Source organism: Stenotrophomonas sp. 3diitr2024 (assembly GCF_042136455.1).
GTDB classification, from domain to species: Bacteria; Pseudomonadota; Gammaproteobacteria; order Xanthomonadales; family Xanthomonadaceae; genus Stenotrophomonas; species Stenotrophomonas sepilia.
Genome location: NZ_JBHHMJ010000153.1, coordinates 1 through 20219, shown reverse-complemented (window position 1 = coordinate 20219; position 20219 = coordinate 1). Strand labels below are relative to the sequence as shown.

General features: G+C 69.0%; 16 protein-coding genes. 14 read left to right on the top strand and 2 right to left on the bottom strand.

From position 1 onward, the window contains the following. Positions 1–118: 118 nt before the first annotated feature. The 12 genes from ABGA94_RS03795 (at position 119) to ABGA94_RS03740 (ending at position 13222) form a co-directional block, all read left to right on the top strand. A complete protein-coding gene (locus tag ABGA94_RS03795) occupies positions 119–550 on the top strand; it encodes a thioesterase family protein (protein WP_005420298.1) in 432 nt (143 codons plus the stop codon). A 2-nt stretch (positions 551–552) separates the two neighbouring features. Beyond that, positions 553–1176, top strand: a complete 624-nt coding sequence (locus tag ABGA94_RS03790) for an outer membrane lipoprotein carrier protein LolA (protein WP_262220874.1) — start codon at positions 553–555, stop codon at positions 1174–1176. Beyond that, positions 1169–3523 (top strand): MMPL family transporter, encoded by a 2355-nt coding sequence (locus tag ABGA94_RS03785; RefSeq protein WP_279946522.1) that lies wholly within the window; start codon positions 1169–1171, stop codon positions 3521–3523. Before ABGA94_RS03790 ends, ABGA94_RS03785 begins: the two co-directional genes overlap by 8 nt. 52 nt (positions 3524–3575) lie before the next feature. Beyond that, positions 3576–4826: an NAD(P)/FAD-dependent oxidoreductase gene (locus ABGA94_RS03780; RefSeq protein ID WP_005420291.1), complete on the top strand. Its 1251-nt coding sequence runs from the start codon at positions 3576–3578 to the stop codon at positions 4824–4826. Continuing rightward, positions 4814–5371: a DUF3261 domain-containing protein gene (locus tag ABGA94_RS03775; RefSeq protein ID WP_005420289.1), complete on the top strand. Its 558-nt coding sequence runs from the start codon at positions 4814–4816 to the stop codon at positions 5369–5371. The genes ABGA94_RS03780 and ABGA94_RS03775 overlap by 13 nt, the downstream gene beginning before the upstream one ends. Continuing rightward, a complete protein-coding gene (locus ABGA94_RS03770; RefSeq protein ID WP_262220814.1) occupies positions 5368–6552 on the top strand; it encodes a beta-ketoacyl-ACP synthase in 1185 nt (394 codons plus the stop codon). The genes ABGA94_RS03775 and ABGA94_RS03770 overlap by 4 nt, the downstream gene beginning before the upstream one ends. Next, positions 6549–7004 carry a hypothetical protein gene (locus tag ABGA94_RS03765; protein WP_005420287.1) on the top strand — a complete coding sequence of 152 codons (456 nt, stop codon included), beginning with the start codon at positions 6549–6551 and terminating at the stop codon, positions 7002–7004. Before ABGA94_RS03770 ends, ABGA94_RS03765 begins: the two co-directional genes overlap by 4 nt. After that, a complete protein-coding gene (gene fabG / locus ABGA94_RS03760) occupies positions 7001–7732 on the top strand; it encodes a 3-oxoacyl-ACP reductase FabG (protein ID WP_111128537.1) in 732 nt (243 codons plus the stop codon). The genes ABGA94_RS03765 and fabG overlap by 4 nt, the downstream gene beginning before the upstream one ends. Further along, positions 7732–8970: a beta-ketoacyl-ACP synthase gene (locus tag ABGA94_RS03755; protein WP_005420285.1), complete on the top strand. Its 1239-nt coding sequence runs from the start codon at positions 7732–7734 to the stop codon at positions 8968–8970. Before fabG ends, ABGA94_RS03755 begins: the two co-directional genes overlap by 1 nt. Positions 8971–9029: 59 nt before the next feature. Next, the gene (locus ABGA94_RS03750; RefSeq protein WP_005420284.1) at positions 9030–9470 is read left to right on the top strand and encodes a hypothetical protein; all 441 of its coding nucleotides are present in this window, start codon (positions 9030–9032) and stop codon (positions 9468–9470) included. A 160-nt stretch (positions 9471–9630) separates the two neighbouring features. Next, entirely contained in the window at positions 9631–9891 is a 261-nt protein-coding gene (locus ABGA94_RS03745; protein ID WP_005420281.1) for a YcgL domain-containing protein, read from the top strand. Next, positions 9884–13222 (top strand): ankyrin repeat domain-containing protein, encoded by a 3339-nt coding sequence (locus tag ABGA94_RS03740; RefSeq protein WP_005420279.1) that lies wholly within the window; start codon positions 9884–9886, stop codon positions 13220–13222. Before ABGA94_RS03745 ends, ABGA94_RS03740 begins: the two co-directional genes overlap by 8 nt. Before the next feature lie 118 nt (positions 13223–13340). On the opposite strand, the gene ABGA94_RS03735 is transcribed toward ABGA94_RS03740, so the two are convergent. Next, the gene (locus ABGA94_RS03735; RefSeq protein WP_375366423.1) at positions 13341–15119 is read right to left on the bottom strand and encodes a monovalent cation:proton antiporter-2 (CPA2) family protein; all 1779 of its coding nucleotides are present in this window, start codon (positions 15117–15119) and stop codon (positions 13341–13343) included. Positions 15120–15462: 343 nt separating this feature from the next. Here ABGA94_RS03735 and mgtE point away from each other — a divergent pair, with 343 nt between their 5' ends. Together mgtE and ABGA94_RS03725 are read left to right on the top strand one after the other, a co-directional pair. Then, a complete protein-coding gene (gene mgtE, locus ABGA94_RS03730) occupies positions 15463–16833 on the top strand; it encodes a magnesium transporter (RefSeq protein WP_005420274.1) in 1371 nt (456 codons plus the stop codon). A 149-nt stretch (positions 16834–16982) separates the two neighbouring features. Continuing rightward, on the top strand, positions 16983–19709 hold the full coding sequence (locus ABGA94_RS03725; protein WP_005420272.1) for a bifunctional acetate--CoA ligase family protein/GNAT family N-acetyltransferase: 2727 nt from the start codon (positions 16983–16985) through the stop codon (positions 19707–19709). A 55-nt stretch (positions 19710–19764) separates the two neighbouring features. On the opposite strand, the gene ABGA94_RS03720 is transcribed toward ABGA94_RS03725, so the two are convergent. Beyond that, positions 19765–20145 (bottom strand): YbjQ family protein, encoded by a 381-nt coding sequence (locus ABGA94_RS03720; RefSeq protein ID WP_111174842.1) that lies wholly within the window; start codon positions 20143–20145, stop codon positions 19765–19767. Between the last annotated feature and the right edge of the window lie 74 nt (positions 20146–20219).

The following is a 20219-nucleotide window of genomic DNA, read 5'->3' as shown; positions in this document are numbered from 1 at the left end:
CTGGCCGACATGTACGCCGACCTGGGGCAGCGCATCGCCCTGGTTGAAGAAGACCGCGCGCTGGATCGCGAACTGCGGGAACTGCTGGTGGAGATCCGCGCGCAACGTTGGGAGCTGTATGCCGGTGAATGAGGCCATCGAACGGGTCGGCGAGATTGCGCTGACCCCCGCCTTCCATGACTGCGATCCGATGAACGTGGTCTGGCATGGCAACTACTTCAAGTACTTCGAGATCGCGCGCTGCGCGCTGCTCGGGCGCTATGACTACGACTACCCGCAGATGCTCGAATCGGGCTACCTGTGGCCGGTGGTCGATGCCCGGGTGAAGTACGTGCGCCCGCTGCTGTTCAACCAGGCCTTGCGCGTGATTGCGCGCATCGTGGAATGGGAGAACCGGCTGAAGATCGAGTACGAGATCCTTGATGCGGAAAGCGGCCAGGTACTGACCCGCGCGATGACCATCCAGGTCGCGGTGGACGCGGCCAGCAGGGAAATGCTGTACCAGTGCCCGCCGGTACTGTGGGAACGCCTGGGAGTGCCTGCGCCGTGAACATGCTTGTCCGTCTTTCCAGCGTGCTGCTGTGCGCGCTGATGTTCATTGCCGCACCGCAGGTGCAGGCCGCCGACCCCGCCATCGATGCGATCACCCAGGCGGTGGCGCGGCCGGACGTGCTGCGCGGCCAGTTCAGCCAGGAAAAGCAGGTCAGCGGCTTCAAGAACCCGCTGCGCTCGCAGGGCCAGTTCGTGGTCGCGCGCCAGCACGGCGTGATCTGGACCACGCTCAAGCCGTTCCCCTCCGAAGTGGTGGTCACCGCCGACCGTATCCTCAGCCGCCAGCGCGATGGCAGCACCCGTGTCGAGCTCGATGCACGGCAGCAGCCGGCGATGCGTTCGGTGAACGCGATCATGTTCGCGCTGATGAGTGGCGACGTGCAGGCGCTGTCCGGCCAGTTCAACGTGGCGGCCAGCCGTGAAGGGCAGGGCTGGCGGCTGCGGCTGACGCCGAAGTCGGCGATGCTGGCCAAGGCGTTCCAGTCGCTGACCCTGCAAGGTGACCGCTACGTGCGCCAGGTCGAGATCGTCGAGGCCAACAAGGACCGCACGCACATCCAGTTCAGTGCACTGAGCGAAGCGCCGGCCACGCTCACCGCCGACGAGGCACGCCGCTTTGAGTGAGGGGGCAGCATCGAACGGGCCGGACCGGTTGCGGCGCTGGTGGCACTGGCTGGGCATCGCCTGGCTGGTGCTCCTGCTGGTATTGGGTGCGCAGCAATGGCGCCTGTGGAGCCAGCAGTCGCGGATCGACACCGACATCCTCGCCCTGCTGCCGCAGGACGCGCATGACCGCCTGTTGAGTGACGTCACCCGGCGCATCGCCGACGGCAGCTCGCGCCAGGTGGTGGTGCTGCTGGGCAGCAAGGATGGCGCCGCCGCCAAGCGCGCACAGGCGGCGTTCGCTGCGGCGATGGCGGCGGATGCCGACAGCGCGTTGCTGGTGCCCAGTGGTTCGATCGAAGGCTGGTTCGACGAGGCGCGCGCGTTCTACGCGCCGTACCGCGACCGCCTGCTGACCCCGGCCCAGCGCGAGCAGCTGCAGGGCAGCGAGCCGGGCGCGTTGGCCGAGCAGGCGTTGGCTGCGCTGTACGGTCCGATGGGCGCACCGCGCCTGACCGATTGGCGGCAAGACCCGCTCTCGCTGTGGCCGCAATGGTGGCAGCAGCAGGCGCAGGGGTCGGGGTTGCGGCTGGGCGATGATGGCCTGCTCGAAGCCGAGGGCAAGCATTGGGCCGCGCTGCAGTTCGATACGCCGGGTTCGGCGTTCCAGCTTGACGGCGAGCGCCATCTCGATGGCCTGCTGGAACGTGCCGGGCAGGCCGCCAGGGCGGCGGCGCCCGAGCTGGAAATCCTGCATGCCGGCGTACCGCTGCATGCCGAAGCGGCCGCAGTGCAGGCCAACCAGGAGATCAACACGATCGGCTGGGGCTCGCTGGCCGCGGTGCTGCTGCTGGTGTGGCTGGCGTTCCGTTCGCTGCGGCCGATCCTGCTGGTCGCCGCCTCACTGCTGATCGGCTGCGGCGTGGCGCTGGCGGTGACCGTACTGGTGTTCGGCAAGGTGCACGTGCTCACCCTGGTGTTCGGCGCGTCGCTGGTGGGCGTGGCCGAGGACTACGGCATCCATTGGTTCGCTTCGCGCCAGGCCGAACCGGCCGATCGTCGCTGGAAGCTGCTGCGGCACCTGCTGCCCGGCCTGTGGCTGGCCCTGCTGACCAGCGCGCTGGCCTACCTGGCACTGGGCCTGGCCCCGTTCCCGGGCCTGCGCCAGATGGCATTGTTCTCGGTGGTCGGCCTGGCCGCCGCCTTCCTTACGGTGATTTTCTGGTTCCCGTGGCTGGATGGCGGTGAGATCCGCCAGACCCGTTTCTCGCAGTGGCTGGGCAACACGCTGGAGCGCTTCCCGCGGTTGCATGGCCGCCGGCCGGTGACGGTGTTCGTGGTGATCACGCTGGCGCTGTCTGCCATCGGCATTGCCCGCCTGAACAGCAACGACGACCTGCGCAGCCTGCAGTCCTCGCCGCCGGCGTTGATGGCCCAGCAGATCCGCCTGAGCCAGCTGCTGGGCATGCCCAGCCCGGCGCAGTTCTACCTGGTGCAGGGCAGTGACGCCGCACAGCTGCTGCAGCGCGAAGAAGCGCTGACCGAACGCCTGCGTGTACTGGCCAACGACAAGCGCATTGGTGGCTACCGTGCGATCAGCGACTGGCTGCCGTCGCCAGCGCGCCAGCAGGCCGATGCGGCGCTGACCGCCAAGGTGGAACCGGGCGTGCTGGACGCGGTGTCCGAGGCGGTCGGCGAACCGCTGCCGCGCCCGGATTTCGCCGCTACGCCGCTGACCGCGGAGGCGTTCCTGGCCTCGCCGGCCTCGCAGCCGTTCCGCCACCTGTGGGTGGGCGAGGTCGGCGGGCAGATGATCAGCGTGGTGATGGTCGATGACCTGTCGCGCGCTGATGCGCTGGCCACCCTGCGCGGGGCGGCCGAAGGCCTGCCGGGTGTGCGCTGGGTGGACCGCACCGCCGACTTCTCGCAGCTGCTGGGCCACTACCGCAAGCTGATGGGCGGGCTGCTGCTGGTCGGCATCGTGCTGGTGTTCGGCGCGCTGTGGCTGCGCTATCGCCGCCAGGCCTGGCGCGTGTTCGCGCCGACCCTGATTGCCGGTGCGCTGACCCTGGGCCTGCTGGGCCTGTTCGGCCAGCCACTGCAGCTGTTCAACGTGCTGGCACTGATGCTGTTGCTGGGCATGGGCATCGACTACGGCATTTTCCTGATCGAGCACCGCGGCGACGCCAGTGCCTGGCTGGCCGTGTGCGTGGGCGCGGCCAGCACCTGGCTGTCGTTCGGCCTGCTGGGCCTGTCGCAGACCCCAGCGTTGCGCGCGTTCGGCCTGACCCTGCTGTTCGGCATCGGCCTGGTCTGGCTGATCTCGCCGCTGTTCCGTCCGCCGCCGCACGATCTGCCGCCGGCCTGAACCTGTTTCCGACTTCCTTCTTTCCACTTGATCGAGCAACAAGGACGCACCGATGAACACTGCTGTGGATGCTGTCGAACGTACTGAAATCCTGATCATCGGCGCGGGCCCGGCCGGTTCGGTGGCTGCGGCGATGCTGCGCCAGCAGGGCCGCCAGGTGCTGATGCTGGAACGCCAGCAGTTCCCACGCTTCTCCATCGGCGAAAGCCTGCTGCCGCAGAGCATGGAGTACATCGAGGCGGCCGGCCTGCTGCAGGATGTGGTCGAGGCGGGCTTCCAGTACAAGAACGGTGCCGCCTTCGTGCACGGCGAAGCGCGCACTGCATTCGACTTCAGGAAGAAGTTCTCGCCGGGTTGGGGCACCACCTACCAGGTGCAGCGCGCCGACTTCGACAACGTGCTGGCACGCGGTGCCGAGCGCATGGGCACCACGCTGCGCTTCGGCGACGAAGTGCTTGCGGTCGAGCCGGGCGAGCAACCGGCGGTGACGGTGCGCCGCCCGGACGGCAGTGAATACCGCATCGAGGCCGATTTCATCCTCGATGCCTCCGGTTTCGCGCGGCTGCTGCCGCGGTTGCTGCAGCTGGAGTCGCCGTCCAACTTCCCGGTGCGCGGCGCGATCTTCTGCCACGTGCGCGACAACATTCCGGCCGAAGCGGACTTCGACCGCAACAAGATCCTGATCACCACCCACCCCGAGCACATCGACGTCTGGTACTGGACGATTCCGTTCTCCAACGGCTGCTGTTCGCTGGGCGTGGTCGCCGAGCCGTCGTTCTTCGAGCGCTACGAGGGTGACGACCTGCAGAAGCTGCAGGCCATCGTCGGCGAGGACCCCAACCTGACCGGGCTGCTGGCCAACGCCGAATGGGCGGTGCTGCCGGTGCGCCGCATCACCGGCTATTCGGCCAACGTCAGTTCGCTGTGGGGGCCCGGCTACGCGTTGCTGGGCAACGCCGGCGAGTTCCTCGATCCGGTGTTCTCCTCCGGCGTGACCATTGCCTTCAAGTCCGCGCAGCTGGCCAGTGAATGCCTCAAGCGCCGCTATGCCGGCCAGGCCGTGGACTGGGAGGCCGAGTTCTCGATCCCGCTGCGTGCCGGCGTGAAGACCTTCCGGCGCTTCGTCGAAAGCTGGTACGAGGGCGGTTTCCAGAAGATCATCTACCACCCGCAACAGCAGCCCGAAGTGCGCGACATGATCAGCTCCATCCTGGCCGGCTACGCCTGGGACACCAACAACCCTTACGTGGCCGACGACAGCGGCCGCCGCATGCGCGTGCTGGAGCAGCTGTGCGGCGCGTGATTGCCCGTACTGCGGTGCTGCTGCTGTGCCTGCTGCTGGCCGCCTGTGCCGGCCGCATGCCGAAACCGCAGGTGGAACTGCCGCCGCTGCGCCTGGCGCCGGCCAGCCTGCCGGCGCCGCTGGCGCTGCAGCAGCAGCTGCATTTCCGCTTCGGCACGCATGAGCGCGATCTCGACGCGCTGCTGGAAGCCGACGCCCAGCAGGTGCAGCTGGCCGTGCAGGCGATGGGCCAGACCGGCGTGCGCCTGCAATGGGACGGCCAGCAGCTGACCCAGCAGCGCGCGCCATGGCTGCCACCGCAGGTGCGCGCCGAGCGCGTGCTGGATGACCTGCAGTTCGCGCTGTGGCCGACTGCGGCCATTGCCGCCGTGCTGCCGGCGGGCTGGCAGGTCAGTGATGATGGCCATCAGCGCAGCCTGTCGCGTGAGGGCACCGTGTGGCTGCACCTGCAGCGGCTAGACGATGGCAGCGTGCAGCTGGACAACCGCGCCGAAGGCTATGCGCTGCGCATCGAATCGATCGACATGGCCGGGCCGGACCGATGAGCGCACCGATCTACCTGAACGACCTGGGTGTGGTCTGTGCACTCGGCGCTGGCCGCGCCGCCGTGACGTCGGCACTGTTCGCCGACGCGCCGGGCGGGCTCAGCGACAACGACAGCCTGTTGCCGGGGCGCACCCTGGCGCTGGGGGAAGTACACACGCCGCTGCCGGCGCTGGATGACCTGCCGGTGGCCCTGCGCGGGCGCAACAATGCCCTGCTGGACGTGGCATTGGCTCAGATCGCGCCGGCAGTGGCTGCGGCGATCGCCCGCCACGGTGCCGAGCGCGTAGCGGTGGTGCTGGGCACCAGCACCTCGGGCATTGGTGAATCCGAGCAGGCATTGCGCAGCCACGCCGAACAGGGCCAGTGGCCGCAGGGCTTTGATTACGCCCAGCAGGAAATGGGCACCGCCGCGCAGTTCGTGCGCCAGCGCAGTGGCGCACAGGGGCCGGCATGGACCCTGTCCACTGCCTGCTCGTCCAGTGCCAAGGCGCTGATGTCGGCCGCACGCATGCTGCGCGCCGGCATCGTCGATGCGGTGATCGCCGGTGGCGCCGATTCGCTGTGTCGCTTCACCGTGGCCGGCTTCAGCGCGCTGGAATCGGTCTCGGACCAACGTTGCAATCCGTTCTCGCAGCATCGTACTGGTATCAACATCGGCGAAGGCGCCGCGCTGTTCCTGCTCACCCGCGAACCCGGCCCGGTATGCCTGGCGGGGTGGGGCGAGTCGGCCGACGCCCACCACATGTCCGCCCCGGACCCGCAGGGCCTGGGCGCCATCGACGCCCTGCAGCAGGCGCTGCAGCGTGCTGGCTGGGCCGCCGGCGAAGTGGACTATGTGAACCTGCATGGGACCGCGACCGGCCACAACGATGCGATGGAAAGCCTGGCCGTGTCGCAGGTGCTGGGCTGCCACGTGCCGGCCAGTTCGACCAAGCCGTTGACCGGCCACACGCTGGGTGCCTCGGGTGCCATCGAGGCGGCGCTGTGCTGGATCGTGCTGGCCGAGAACCCGCAGCAGCTGCTGCCGCCGCACTGGTGGGACGGCGTGGCCGACCCGGCACTGCCGGTGCTGCCGCTGGTCGCACCGGGCACGCGCCTTGCGCAGCCGCCGCGGCGGGTGCTGAGCAATTCGTTCGCCTTCGGCGGCAGCAATGCCGTGCTGGCACTGGAGCGTCGATGAACACGTTGTACGCGATCGAAGACGTGGTGCCGCACCGCCAGGACATGTGCCTGCTGGAGCGCATCACGCAATGGGATCAGGACGCCATCGAGGCCGAACTGGTGGTGCCCGAGGCCGGCCTGTTCGTCGAGGATGACCAGGTGCCGGCATGGGTCGGCATCGAGTACATGGCGCAGGCCATCGCGGCCTGGGCCGGTTGCCGCGCGCGTGCGGCCGGCAGGCCACCGCAGCTGGGCTTCCTGCTCGGCAGCCGCCGCTACAGCAGCGCGCGCAGCAGCTTCCCCAGCGGTTCGCGGCTGCGCGTACAGGCGCGCTGCGAGCTGTTGGGTGACAATGGATTGGGGATGTTCGCCTGCCGCATCCTGGCAGGCGAGGAAGAATGGGCGACAGCCAACGTGTCGGTGTTCGAACCGGCCGACGCGATGGCCTATCTGGAGAGTGGACAGGCATGACAGGGAATCGAAGCGTGCTGGTGACCGGCGCCAGCCGGGGCATCGGCCGGGCCATCGCGCTGCGCATCGCGCGCGATGGCTTCGACGTGGTGGTGCATTGCCGCAGCCGCGTGGATGAAGCACAGGCGGTGGTCACCGAGATCCAGGCACTGGGCCAGCAGGCCCGCGTGCTGGTGTTCGACGTGGCCGACCGCGCGTCTGCGCGGGCCGCTCTGGAGGCCGATGTCGAAGCGCACGGCGCGTACTACGGCGTGGTCTGCAATGCCGGCATCGCCCGCGATGGCGCCTTCCCGGCGCTGTCAGCGGACGATTGGGACCAGGTCATCCACACCAACCTGGATGGCTTCTACAACGTGCTGCATCCGCTGATCATGCCGATGGTGCGGCGGCGCAAGCCGGGCCGCATCGTCACCCTGTCGTCGGTCTCCGGACTGGCCGGCAACCGCGGGCAGGTCAACTACAGTGCCGCCAAGGCCGGCATCATCGGCGCCACCAAGGCCCTGGCGCTGGAACTGGCCAGCCGCCAGATCACCGTCAACTGCGTGGCCCCGGGCCTGATCGAGACCGAAATGCTCAACGACGAAGTGGTTGAACACGCGCTCAAGCTGATTCCCGCCGGCCGCGTTGGCCGCCCGGACGAAGTGGCGGCTACCGTGGCGTTCCTGCTGTCCGAACCGGCCGGCTACATCACCCGCCAGGTGATCTCGGTGAACGGAGGCATGCTCTGATGGCCGCCGATCGTCGCGTGGTGGTTACCGGCGCCGCTGCCATCAGTCCACTCGGCCACGACTGGCCGACCATCGAAGCGCACCTGCGCAGCTGCCGCAACGCGGTGCGTGCGATGCCCGAGTGGGATGTCTATGCCGGGCTGAACACCAAGCTGGCCGCGCCGGCGCAGGACTTCGAGCTGCCGCCGAACTACAACCGCAAGACCACCCGCTCGATGGGCAAGGTCGCGATCATGTCGGTGCGCGCCACCGAGGTGGCGCTGCGCGAGGCCGGCCTGAATGAGCATCCGGTGCTGCGCAGTGGCCGTACCGGCGTGGCCTATGGCTCCTCGTCCGGCAGCCACGAGGCCACCGGCGAATTCGGGCGCATGCTCAACGAATTCACCACCGATGGCATCAGCGCCACGACCTATCTGAAGATGATGAGCCACACCGCGCCGGTCAACATCGGCGTGTTCTTCGGCCTGTCCGGGCGCGTGTACACCACCTCCAGCGCCTGCACGTCAGGCAGCCAGGGTGTGGGCGCGGCCTATGAAGCCATCCGCAGCGGCAAGCAGACGGTGATGGTGGCCGGCGGTGCCGAGCAACTCGATGCCACCGCTGCAGCGGTGTTCGACACGCTGTTCGCCACCAGCGTGCGCAACGACGCGCCGCAGACCACGCCTCGCCCGTTCGATGCCGGCCGCGATGGCCTGGTGCTGGGCGAGGGCGCCTGCACGCTGATCCTGGAAGACCTGGAACACGCGCAGGCGCGCGGCGCCACCATCCTTGCCGAGGTGGTCGGCTACGGCACCAACAGCGATGGCCAGCACGTCACCCAGCCCAGCGCCGACACCATGGCCCAGGCCATGCGCCTGGCATTGGAGGACGCCGGCCTGGACGCGGCGCAGATCGACTACGTCAACGCCCATGGCACCGCCACCGACCACGGCGACATCGCCGAGACCCAGGCCACCGCACAGGTGTTCGGCAGCCGCGTGCCGATCAGCTCGCTGAAGAGCTACGTCGGCCACATGCTGGGTGCCTGTGGCGCGTTCGAGGCCTGGGTGAGCATCCAGATGATGCGTGCCGGCTGGTTCGCGCCCACCCTGAACCTGGCCGCGGTCGACCCGCGCTGTGGCCAGCTCGACTTCATCACCGGGCAGGGCCGCGAACTGCAGGCCGAGTACGTGATGAGCAACAACTTCGCCTTCGGCGGCATCAACACCTCGCTGGTGTTCCGCCGCTGGAGCGAGTGATCCACTGCGCCAACACACCGTTCCCGTTACCCCCGCACCCTCGACAAGGAGATGTTCCGATGCGCCGCACTCTCATGATCGCCACGGCTACCGCGCTGCTGGCCCTGACTTCCACCGCTTCCGCCCGCGACACGCGTGTCGAACAGTCCCTGCAGGAACTGGTCAATTCGCAGGCCGCCAAGGACGCCGGCATCGACGGCAGCGTGCGTTTCTATCTGGCCGGCCAGCCGGTCAGCGTGCAGCAGCGCCTGGGCGAAGACGTGACCAACAAGAAGACCAACGCCGCCAACAAGAGCGATGCCGAGGCCTGCCGCTGGGTTGCGCTGTCGGCACTGCGCGCGCTGCAGGACGGTGCCAAGTCGCGCGGCGCCAACGCCGTGGTCGACATCGTCAGCTATTACAAGAAGAACGAGTTCAAGAGCAGCACCAACTACGAGTGCTACGCCGGTGCCATCCTCGCGGGTGTCGCGCTGAAGGGCACTTACGCCAAGGTCAAGTAAGCGCCCGTGTGGCGGCGGCGCAGCCTGAACGTCGCCGCCACATTGCTGAACCCCGCAGGCGAAACACCGCCGATCGCGCCGCCATCGTCGGCTGACGGCTTTCCCCGGTGTCGGCTTTCCGACACAATCATGGCTCTTCCCGGGTTATCGTCCCGCGGACATGTACGCCTACGTCTATAAAAGCCAACTCAAGCCGGACACCTACGTCTACGTTCCCCGACGCGATGATTTCAGCGCGCTGCCCGCGCCGCTGCTCACCTCGCTGGGGACGCTCGCCTTCGTCCTGGAGGTGGTCCTGGATGCCCAGCGCCGCCTGGCGCAGGCTGACCCGGAAAAGGTCCGCAGCGAAATGAGCGAGCGCGGGTTCTACCTGCAGGTGCCGCCGTCGGTGGCCAGCCTGATGCCGCGCCACTATGACTGACGCCTCCCGTCCGCGCATTCTGTCAATTGCCTTCGCCGCGGGCGCGGTGCTGGCGCTGGGCGCCGCCGTGGGCGGCGTTCCGGGTGCGGTCCTTGCCGCACTGGCGCAGCCCGCGTTCGCGTTGGCGATATCGTGGTGGCGCCGCAGCCGCGCGCTGCTGCCGCTGAAGGTGGTCGCACGCCAGGACCTGCCGGCGCTGCTGGCATTGTGGGCAGCCGCCCCGCTGTTGCTGGCGCTGCTGCTGGCCTGGCCGCTCGCAGCGCTGCGTGACAGCGGCAGCCTGGCGGCAGTGCTTGGCCTGAGCGTACTGGTCAGTGCCGGCCTGCTGGCGGCCTGGCGCACCTGGCCATTGTGGAACGATGTCGAACGCCTGGATGGCAGCCTGGCCCAGCACTGGCAGGCGCTGGCGGGGCGCGACCTGACTGCTTGGCGTGGCCTCGGCGTGGCCGCGCTGGTCATTGCGCTGGCCGCGCTGGTGGTGCTGCCGGCCTGGCCGGGCCTGTTGCCGGAAAGCGCGCGCTGGCCCGCCGCGCTGGCGGTCGTACTGCTGTCGCCGGTGCTGCACCTGCTGCTGCAGCGGGTCGCGCCTGCGCCGCTGGTGTCGTTGCGCTCCAGCCCGTTGGTGGCGTCCAGCGCTGAACCCGAACCGATGTTCGCAGCGGCGGCCGACGCCCTGCCGCTGGAGGCGATGGCGCCGCAGGAACTGACACCGGCGCTGTATGAAGCCGCCCGCCAGGGCCGCATCGACCGGGGCCTGCAGCTGCTGCAGGCCGGTGCCGATCCGTATGCGCTGCCGGACCCGAACTGGCGTGACCAGCGCAGCCTGGCGGTGCTGGCCGCGGTGCTGCCGGACCTGCGCCTGCTGCGCGAACTGATTGCCCGCGGCGTCGATGTGAATGCGCCGCACCGGGGCATGACCCCGCTGCTGGCGGCGACCCGCGACAGCTGGCATGGCCGCCCCGAAGCGGTGATGACCCTGCTCGCCAACGGCGCCGACTCGCGTGCCACCGACAGTGATGGCAACACCCCGTTGCACCATGCCGCACGCAGTTCCGACCCGGGGGTGGCCGCGCTGCTGCGCGATGCCGCTGCCGAAGTCGATGCGCTGAACCGTGATGGCTGGTCGCCGCTGGCGGTGGCCTGCCAGGTGGGCAACTGGCGTCTGGCCCGCTTCCTGCTCGAACGCGGTGCACGCTGCGAACCGGCCGATGGCACCCCGGTGCTGCTGGCCGCCGCCGCCACCGAGGATGACGATCCGGCGGGCGTGCAGCTGCTGCTCAAGCACAAGGCACGGGCCGACGCCCGCGATCGCCAGCGCCGCAGTGCGTTGCATGAGGCGGCCCTGGCCGGCCATGTCGAGATCATCGGCGTGCTGCTCGGCGCGGGCGCCAATCTGGAGGCGCGCGATGCACTGGGGCGTACGCCGTGGCTGGAAGCGGCCCGTGCCGGTCGCGCCGCCGTGATCGAGCACCTGCTGCCGCACAAGCCGGACCTGGTCGCGGTGGACGGCGAAGGCCGCAATGCGGTGCAGCTGGCGGCGATGGCCGAGGATGTCTCGCCGCTGCTGATCAAGCGCCTGGTCGAACTGGGCATCGCGGCCGATGCCACCGATCCGGTCGGCCGCCGTGCGGTGGACTACGCCGCCGAGGCCGGCCGCTGGGCGATCGTAGCCCTGCTGGACCCGTCCTATCCGTTGCCGGCCGCGGTCAGTGATGGCCTGGCCGATCGTGGCGAAGCAGCCAGTGCCAGCGGCCTGCTGCCGGACCGTCCGCCGCTGACCCTGCTGCGCGAGGCCCTGGGCTTCGGCAACACCGACGGCATGGCGGCGCTGGCCAGGCTGTGCCAACCGGAGGAACTGGGCGGGCTGCTGCTCGATCCGGAGTTGGCGCTGGAACCGCGTGCGGTGGACTGGCTGCTGGGCCACGGCGCCGATCCCTATGTGCGTGATGCCTGCTCCGACACGCCGATGTTCGCGCTGTTGTCGCGCGGCATCGATGCGGTGCCGGCGTTGCAGGTGATGCTGCAGCGTGGCCTGTCGCCGGCCGGCCGCGGTGGCCTGGCGCGCTTCCTTGCTGCCTGCGCACAGCACGACCAGGCCGCGCGTGGCCTGGAACAGCTGGCACTGGAACTGCTTGAGCGTGGCGCCGATCCGTTCGCCGCCTCGCCGGCGGGCGATCCGCCGCTGTCGCTGGCGGTGCGCCTGGGGTGGCTGCGGCTGCAGCAGGCCCTGCTCAAGGCCGGCGTTGATCGCGAAGCACGCGACAGCCACGGCATGACCGCACTGCACCTGGCCACCGCATTGGCCCGCGAAGGCGCGCTTAAGCTGCTGGTGCAGCATGGTGCCTCGCCGGAAGCACGTGCCGCCGACGGCCAGACACCGCTGGGCGTGGCGCTGTCGATCGGTCGCCGCGATCTGGCCGACTGGCTCGATTGGCGGGTGTGGCCGTTGCCGCGCCGCACCCTGCGCGAGGCCGATCTGCCGGCCGCCGCAATGGCCGGTGACGTCGATGCCGTGCGCCGCCTGATCGATCTGGGCTTCGCCGTCGACGCCGTCGACGCACAGGGCTGCACCGCGCTGCTGCGTGCTGCCGGTGGCGGCCACCTGGCGGTAACCGACCTGCTGCTGGCGCGCGGCGCCGATCCGCAGCACGCGGCGGCCAGTGGCGCGACGCCGCTGTCGGCGGCGGTCAGCATGCGCCAGGTGGACATCGTTTCGGCCCTGCTCGACGCTGGCGCCAAGCTGGAACACCGCCTGCCGGGTGGCGTGACGGTGCTGATGCTGGCCTCCGCGCTGGGCCTTCCGGACATCGTCGCGCGCCTGCTCACGGCGGGTGCCGACGTGCATGCCGGTGACGCGCAGCAGCTGGGTCCGCTGCACTGTGCCGCGCTGTACGGTTTCAGTGCCCGCGACCGCTCGCGCCTGCTGGCGCTGCTCGACACCCTGCTGCTGGCCGGTGCCGAACCGGACCAGGCCGCCGCTGGTTCTGTCACGCCGCTGCTGCTGCTGCTGGGCGCGCGCGCCGAGCCGGGTACCGCCTGCGACGAGCAGGTGGTGATGGCCGCAGTGGAGCGCCTGCTGGACGAGGACGTAAGCCTGGATGTACGCGACCCGCGTGGCTTCGGCCCGCTGCATCTGGCCGCGCTGCATGGCCTGCCGCTGCTGGTGCAGCGCCTGCTGCGCGCCGGCGCCGATCCTGAAGCGCGCGACAGCCTCAACCGCAGCCCGCGCGAGATCGCGGTGATGCGTGGCTTCATCGACGTGGCCGGCGAGTTCGAGCCGCGCGTGCCGGGCGTTTCCTCGATGGCGCGGTTCCTGCGCGACAACGGCTGAAAGGCCGGGGTCGGATCCCTTTCCGAAGGAAAGGGCTCTGACCCCAACACCGCGCTGCCAGAATCCGCAGTGGGTAGTGCCATCGATCAGCTGGATGCCGACCGTTGGCCGGCACACCCTACTCGCCGTCCCTTTCCGCGTCGGCCTCGAACAGGTGCATCAGGTCGTTGCGCGCATCACGCGAGGTCTGGATCACCGCGGCCTCGTCGTCGTACACCAGGTACTGGTCACGCAGCAGCTGCTCATCATGCTCACGGAAGCGCTGCACATGGCGTTCGGCCACGTCCGGCGCCACGCCCAATGCGGTCAGCACGCGGCCGCTCATCTCCAGGCTGGTGCCAAACACCTCGCGGAACGGCTCGGCCGACATGTCCATCAGGCGCCACGCATGCTGGCGATTGCGCGCGCGCGCCAGCACTTTCGCGTCCGGGTACAGCCGGCGCACCATGCGCACGGCGCGCAGGTTGGTCTCCGGGTCGTCCACGGTGATCACGAACACATCGATGTGCTCGCCGCCGGCGGCGCGCAGCATCTCCGGCCGGGTCGGATCGCCGTAGTAGAGCTGGTTGCCGAAGCGGCGCAGGTCGGCCACGGTGTCCGGGTTCGCCTCCAGCGCAACGAACGGCACCTTCTGCGCGGTCAGCAGGCGCGCGATCACCTGGCCGAAACGCCCCATGCCGGCGATCAGCACCTTGGGCCGGTTGTCCGGTGCCACCTTGTCGGCCTCGGCCGCCTCGCGCGGTGTGGTCTTCTCCTGGCCGAGCAGCTTGAGCAGCGCGATCATCAGCAGCGGCGTGATCGCCATCGACAGGCCGACGATGGCCACCAGCCGGTCGTGGTTGGCATTGCCCAGCAGGTGCGCGCGCTGCGCTTCGTTGAACACCACGAAGGCGAACTCGCCCCCCAGCCACAGCACGCTGCCCAGCAGCAGCGACTGCCGCCGGCTGAGCCGGGCGATGCGGCCGATCACGTACAGCAGGCTGAATTTGACCACCAGCAGGATCGCGACGCCGGCCGCGATCAGCCACGGCTCGGCGGCAATGCGGTCAAGGTCGATGCCCATGCCCACGGCAATGAAGAACAGGCCCAGCAGCAGGCCCTTGAACGGCTCGATCTGCGCTTCCAGTTCATGCCGGAATTCCGAATCGGACAGCAGCACCCCGGCCAGGAACGCGCCCAGGCTGGGGCTGAGGCCCGCTTCCTGCATGAACCAGGCAGTGCCCAGCACCAGCAGCAGGGCGGTGGCGGTGAACACTTCCGGGCTGCGGGTGCGCGCGATGATGCTGAACACCTTGCGCAGCACCGGTCGCCCGCACAGGATCACCACGGCCAGCGCGCCGAGGGCCACGGCGGCGTCTTCCCAGCGCAGGGTCTCGTTCTTCGCCCCGCCCAGCAGCGGGATGGCCGCCAGCAGCGGGATCGCGATCAGGTCCTGGAACAGCAAGATGGCAAAACCCAGCCGGCCATGGTCGCTGTTGATCGCCTTGTGCTCGGACAGCAGCTGCAGGCCTACCGCGGTGGATGACAGCGCCAGCGCAACACCGACCACCAGCGCGCTCTTCCACTGGAAGTGGTCGAGCAGCAGCAGGCCGCCCAGCACCAGCCCGGACATCGCCACCTGCGCCGCGCCCGCGCCGAACACCGAGCGCCGCATCACCTTCAGGCGTGCCGGCGACAGCTCCAGGCCGATCACGAACAGCAGCATCACCACGCCGATCTCGGCCGCGCCGAGGATGCGGTCGGCGTCCTGCACGAAGCCCAGCCCGTCCGGGCCCAGCACCACGCCGGCCGCCAGGTAGCCCAGCACCGCGCCGAAGCCGAACTTCTTGAACACCGGCACGGCAATGACCGCCGCCAGCAGCAGCACCAGGGCCAGTTCCAGACCGCCGCTATGCATGGGAATACCTGGTCATCGGGGAAGCCCGCAGTGCGTCCGTTCGGGTGGGGAAAGCGTGGCGAGCGCCACCCGGCCATTATGCGCGCCGGTTGGTGTATGCACGAGAACAACCGGCCGGCAGGCGCCCGGCGCAGGGATGCCGGGTTGACCTGCATGGCCCGCGGGTCCAGACTGCCCGCCGCTGGCGGCGCACCGCCGGCACGCGCATTCCGGAGTCCCCAACCCATGTCCAGCGACAGTAGAAGTCGACCTCGTTCGACGCCAGCGATGGCCACCGCCTGACATCGGGACGGTTTGCCTGCGTTGGCGTTGCGCGAGGTCGCACCCCCACAAGGCAAAACCGATGAACCAGAAGCAATTGCTGCGCCCGGTGGCCGATGCCGCCGCATTGGCCGCACCGCTGGCGAACTACAACACCGCCGATGCGGTGGAATTCCTCAACACATTGGAACTGGCCCGCGCGGCGGAAACGCTGGCCGCGCTGCCGTTGCCGCGTGCAGTGAAGATGCTGGAAGCGCCGGAGCTGCACCGCAGCGGCGAGCTGGTGGCCGCGCTGCCGCCGGCACGCGCCGCTGCCCTGCTCGGGCTGATGGCTGACGACCGCGCCACCGACATCGTCCACGAGCTGGATGAGGAAGAACGCGCGCGGCTGATCCCGCTGCTGGGCACCGACGCCCGCCAGGTCATCCAGAAGCTGCTGAGCTACCCGCCGAACACCGCCGGCGCGCTGATGACCACCGAATACGTGGCGGTGCCCGCCAGCTGGACCGTGGCGCAGACCCTGCAGCACATCCGCCAGGTCGAGCGCACGCGTGAAACGGTGTACGCGATCTACGTGCTGGACCCGGCCAGCCAGCAGCTGCAGCAGGTGGTGACCATGCGCCGGCTGATCACCGGCCTGCCCGAGGAATCGATCCTGGACGTGGCCCAGGTCAATCCGCCGGTGACGGTGGACGCGCTGATGGACCAGGAAGAAGTCGCGCGTCTGATCCGCCGCCACGACCTGTTGGCGATTCCGGTGGTCGACGCGCAGCAGCAGATGCTCGGCATCGTCACCGTGGACGACGTGCTCGATGCGCTGATCGAGGAATCGACCGAGGACGCGCACAAGTTCGGCGGCATGGAAGCGCTGGACAAGCCCTATATGCAGATCGGCTTCTTCGAGATGCTGCGCAAGCGTGCCGGCTGGCTGAGCGTGCTGTTCCTGGGCGAGATGCTGACGGCCAGTGCGATGCAGCACTACGAGGACGAACTGGCGCGCGCGGTGGTGCTGACCCTGTTCATCCCGTTGATCATGAGTTCGGGCGGAAATTCCGGCTCGCAGGCCACCTCGCTGTTGATCCGCAGCCTGGCGCTGCGCGAACTGCGCCTGCGCGACTGGTGGAAGGTGGCCATCCGCGAGATCCCGACCGGCATGGTGCTGGGTGCCATCCTCGGCTGCCTGGCGATCGTGCGCATCGTGATCTGGCAGCTGGGTGGCCTGCATGACTACGGCGAGCACTGGATCCTGCTGGCGATCACCATCGGCGCCGCGCTGGTCGGCATCGTCACCTTTGGTTCGCTGTCCGGCTCGATGCTGCCCTTCGTCCTGAAGCGCCTCGGCTTCGACCCGGCCAGCGCCTCGGCCCCGTTCGTGGCCACCCTGGTGGATGTGACCGGCCTGGTGATCTATTTCAGCATCGCCGCGCTGATCCTGCACGGCACGCTGCTGTAACAAAACGTGCACGCCGGGGTCGGATCCCTTCGCGCAGCGAAGGGCTCTGACCCCGGATATCCGCAGCAGGGGTCGGAGCCCTTTCCTGCGAAAAGGGATCCGACCCTTCCTCCGACCCCATCGCCACGGAATTTGGGTACCGTAGGCGCATGAGTACCTACCACCTGCAGTCCGTATTCCGTCCGCAGTCGGTCGCGGTGATCGGCGGCAGCCCGCGTGAGCGTTCGGCCGGCCGCGCAGTGATGCGCAACCTGCGCGGCACCGGCTTCCCCGGCAAGGTGGCGTGGATCAACCCGCGGCACGCCGAGATCGACGGCATCCGCACGGTCAAGCGCTTGAAGGACCTGGACTGGGTGCCCGACCTGGTGGTGATCACCGCGCCGGCGGCGATCGTGCCGCAGGTGGTGCGTACAGCTGCAGAGCGTGGCGTGCAGGCGGCGATCATCCTCACCGCGCACCTGGGCGAAGGCCCGGGTTCGTTGTCCGCACAGGTAGAGGCGGTGGCGCGCAAGCATGGCCTGCGCATCCTCGGGCCGCATTGCCTGGGCGTCATCGCGCCGCACGCGCGACTCAATGCCAGCATCGCCGCGCACTTCCCGCAGGCCGGCGACCTCGCGCTGATCTCCGAATCCTCGGCCATTGCCGCCGCGCTGGTGGAGTGGGGCGTGGCGCGCTCGGTGGGCTTCTCCGCCGTGGTTTCGCTGGGCGACACGATGGACGTCGACTTCGGCGACCTGCTCGACTACTTCGCCACGGACTACCGCACCCGCGCCATCCTGCTGTATGTCGAGCAGATCAAGGACGCGCGCAAGTTCATGTCGGCCGCGCGTGCCGCCGCCCGCGCCAAGCCGGTGGTGGTGGTGAAGTCCGGTCGCGCCGAGCGCGTGCAGCCGGGCAGCCGCGATACCCATGTGCAGGCCCTGGCGCGTGCCGATGATGTGTATGGTGCGGCCTTCAATCGTGCCGGCCTGCTGCGCGTGGGTGCGCTGGACGAACTGTTCACTGCTGCCGAATCGCTGGGGCGGCTGGGCACCTTTCCCGGTCGCCGCCTGGCCATTCTCAGCAATGGCGGCGGTGTCGGCCGCCTGGCCGTGGACCAACTGATCGCGCTGCGTGGCACGCTGGCCACCCTTTCCGACAGCACGGTGGAGAAGCTCGATGCGGTGCTGCCGCAGGGCTGGTCGCGCAGCAATCCGGTGGACATCGTGGTCGACGCCGATGGTGACCGCTATGCGTCGGCCATCGAAGCACTGCTGGCCGACAACGAGAACGATGCGGTGATGGTGGTCAACGTGCCAACCGCGTTTACCTCGTCCGCCGACGCGGCGCAGGCCCTCACCCGCACGCTCGGCCTGCGCCCGCGCCATCACCGCGACAAGCCGGTATTCGCGGTGTGGCTGGGCAACGACGACCAGGCCACCGCCACGCTCAACGCAGCACGAGTGCCGACCTATCCGACCGAGGCCGAAGCAGTACGGGGCTTCCAGCACCTGGTGCGCTACCGCGAGGCACAGAACGCGTTGATGGAAACGCCGCCCAGCCTGCCGCAGGACTTCAGCGTCGACACGGCCACCGCGCGCGCACTGGTCGATGCCGCGCTGGCCAACGGCCAGCAGTGGCTGGACCCGCTGGCCACGCACGAGCTGCTCAAGGCCTACGGCATCCCGTCCGCGCCGGTGATGCATGCGCGCGATGCGCATGAGGCGATGGACCTGGCGCAGCCACTGCTGGAACGCGGTGCGTCCGTAGCGCTGAAGATCCTGTCGCCGGACATTCCGCACAAGTCCGAAGTGGACGGCGTGCGCCTGAATCTGTCCACGCTGCCGGCGGTGCAGAGCGCGGCCAACGCGATCCTGTCGCGTGCGCGCCAGCTGCGGCCGGATGCGCGCATCGATGGCCTGCTGGTACAGCCGACCATCGTCCGCCCGAAGGCGCGCGAACTGATTGTCGGCATCGCCGATGACGCGACGTTCGGCCCGGTGATCGTGGTCGGACGTGGCGGAACCGCCGTCGAAGTGATCAACGACAAGGCGCTGGCCCTGCCGCCGCTGGACCTGCGCCTGGCCCACGAGCTGATCGGCCAGACCCGCGCTTCGCGCATCCTCAAGGCCTACGGCGATGTGCCCGCCGCCGACGAGCGCGCACTGGCGCTGGCACTGGTCAAGCTGGCACAGCTGGCCGCCGACATTCCCGAAGTGCGTACGCTGGACATCAACCCGCTGCTGGTCGACGGCAAGGGCATCCTCGCCCTCGACGCGCGCGTGGCAGTGGCACCGTCGCGCATCCTGCACAAGGGCCGCGGGCATCCGCGCTTCTCGGTGTTCCCGTATCCGAAGGAGTGGGAGCGCACCATCGAACTGTCCGATGGCGGCCGCGCGTTCGTCCGCCCGGTGCGGCCGGAAGACGATGCGCTGTTCCGCGCGTTCTTCGCCCGCGTCAGCGACGAAGACCTGCGCCTGCGCTTCTTCCAGTCGGTGAAGCACTTCAGCCACGAATTCATCGCGCGCCTGACCCAGCTCGACTACGCGCGCTCGATCGCGCTGGTAGCGATCGAACCGCGCAGCGGCGAGATGCTGGGCGCAGTGCGCCTGCACGCCGATGCCGATTACCACCGTGGCGAGTACGGCATCCTGATCCGCTCGGACCTGAAGGGCCACGGCATCGGCTGGCGGCTGATGGCGATCATGATCGAGTACGCGAAGTGGCTGGGCCTGGACGTGGTCGAAGGCCAGGTGCTGCGCGAAAACAGCACCATGCTGGCGATGTGCCAGAGCCTGGGATTCAAGACCAGGCTGGACCCGGACGACCCGACGGTGATGATGGTGACCTTGCCGGTGCAGCAGGTCGAGGTGCCCGACGTGCCGCCGGTGGCGTAATTCCTGTAGAGCCGAGCCTACGCTCGGCTGCTTTTGCGCACGCTTGGCGGCTGCATCACCGCACCGGCTCTACCACCACCGCCGTGCCATAGCACAGCACTTCGGTCAGCCCGGTCATCACATCAGTGGCGTCGTAGCGCATGCCGATGATCGCGTTGGCACCCAGCTGCCGCGCGTGCTTGACCATGTCGCGGTAGGTTTCCTCGCGAGCCTGTTCGCACAGCTCGGTGTAGATGGTGATGTTGCCACCGAAGAGCGTCTGGATACCGCCCAGGAAGTTGCCGACGATCGAACGCGAGCGCACGGTGATACCGCGCACCACGCCGAGGTTGCGCACGACGCGATGGCCGGGCAGCTCGAAGGCGGTGGTGACCAGCGCATCGTCGAAGCGCAGCGCGGGTGGGGTGGGGCTGCCGCTGTTGTAGGGGTCTGCCATGGTCGCGTCCGTGTCGCTGCCTTCTGTAGAGTCGAGCCATGCTCGACGGGCTGTACTGCAGTCGAGCATGGCGC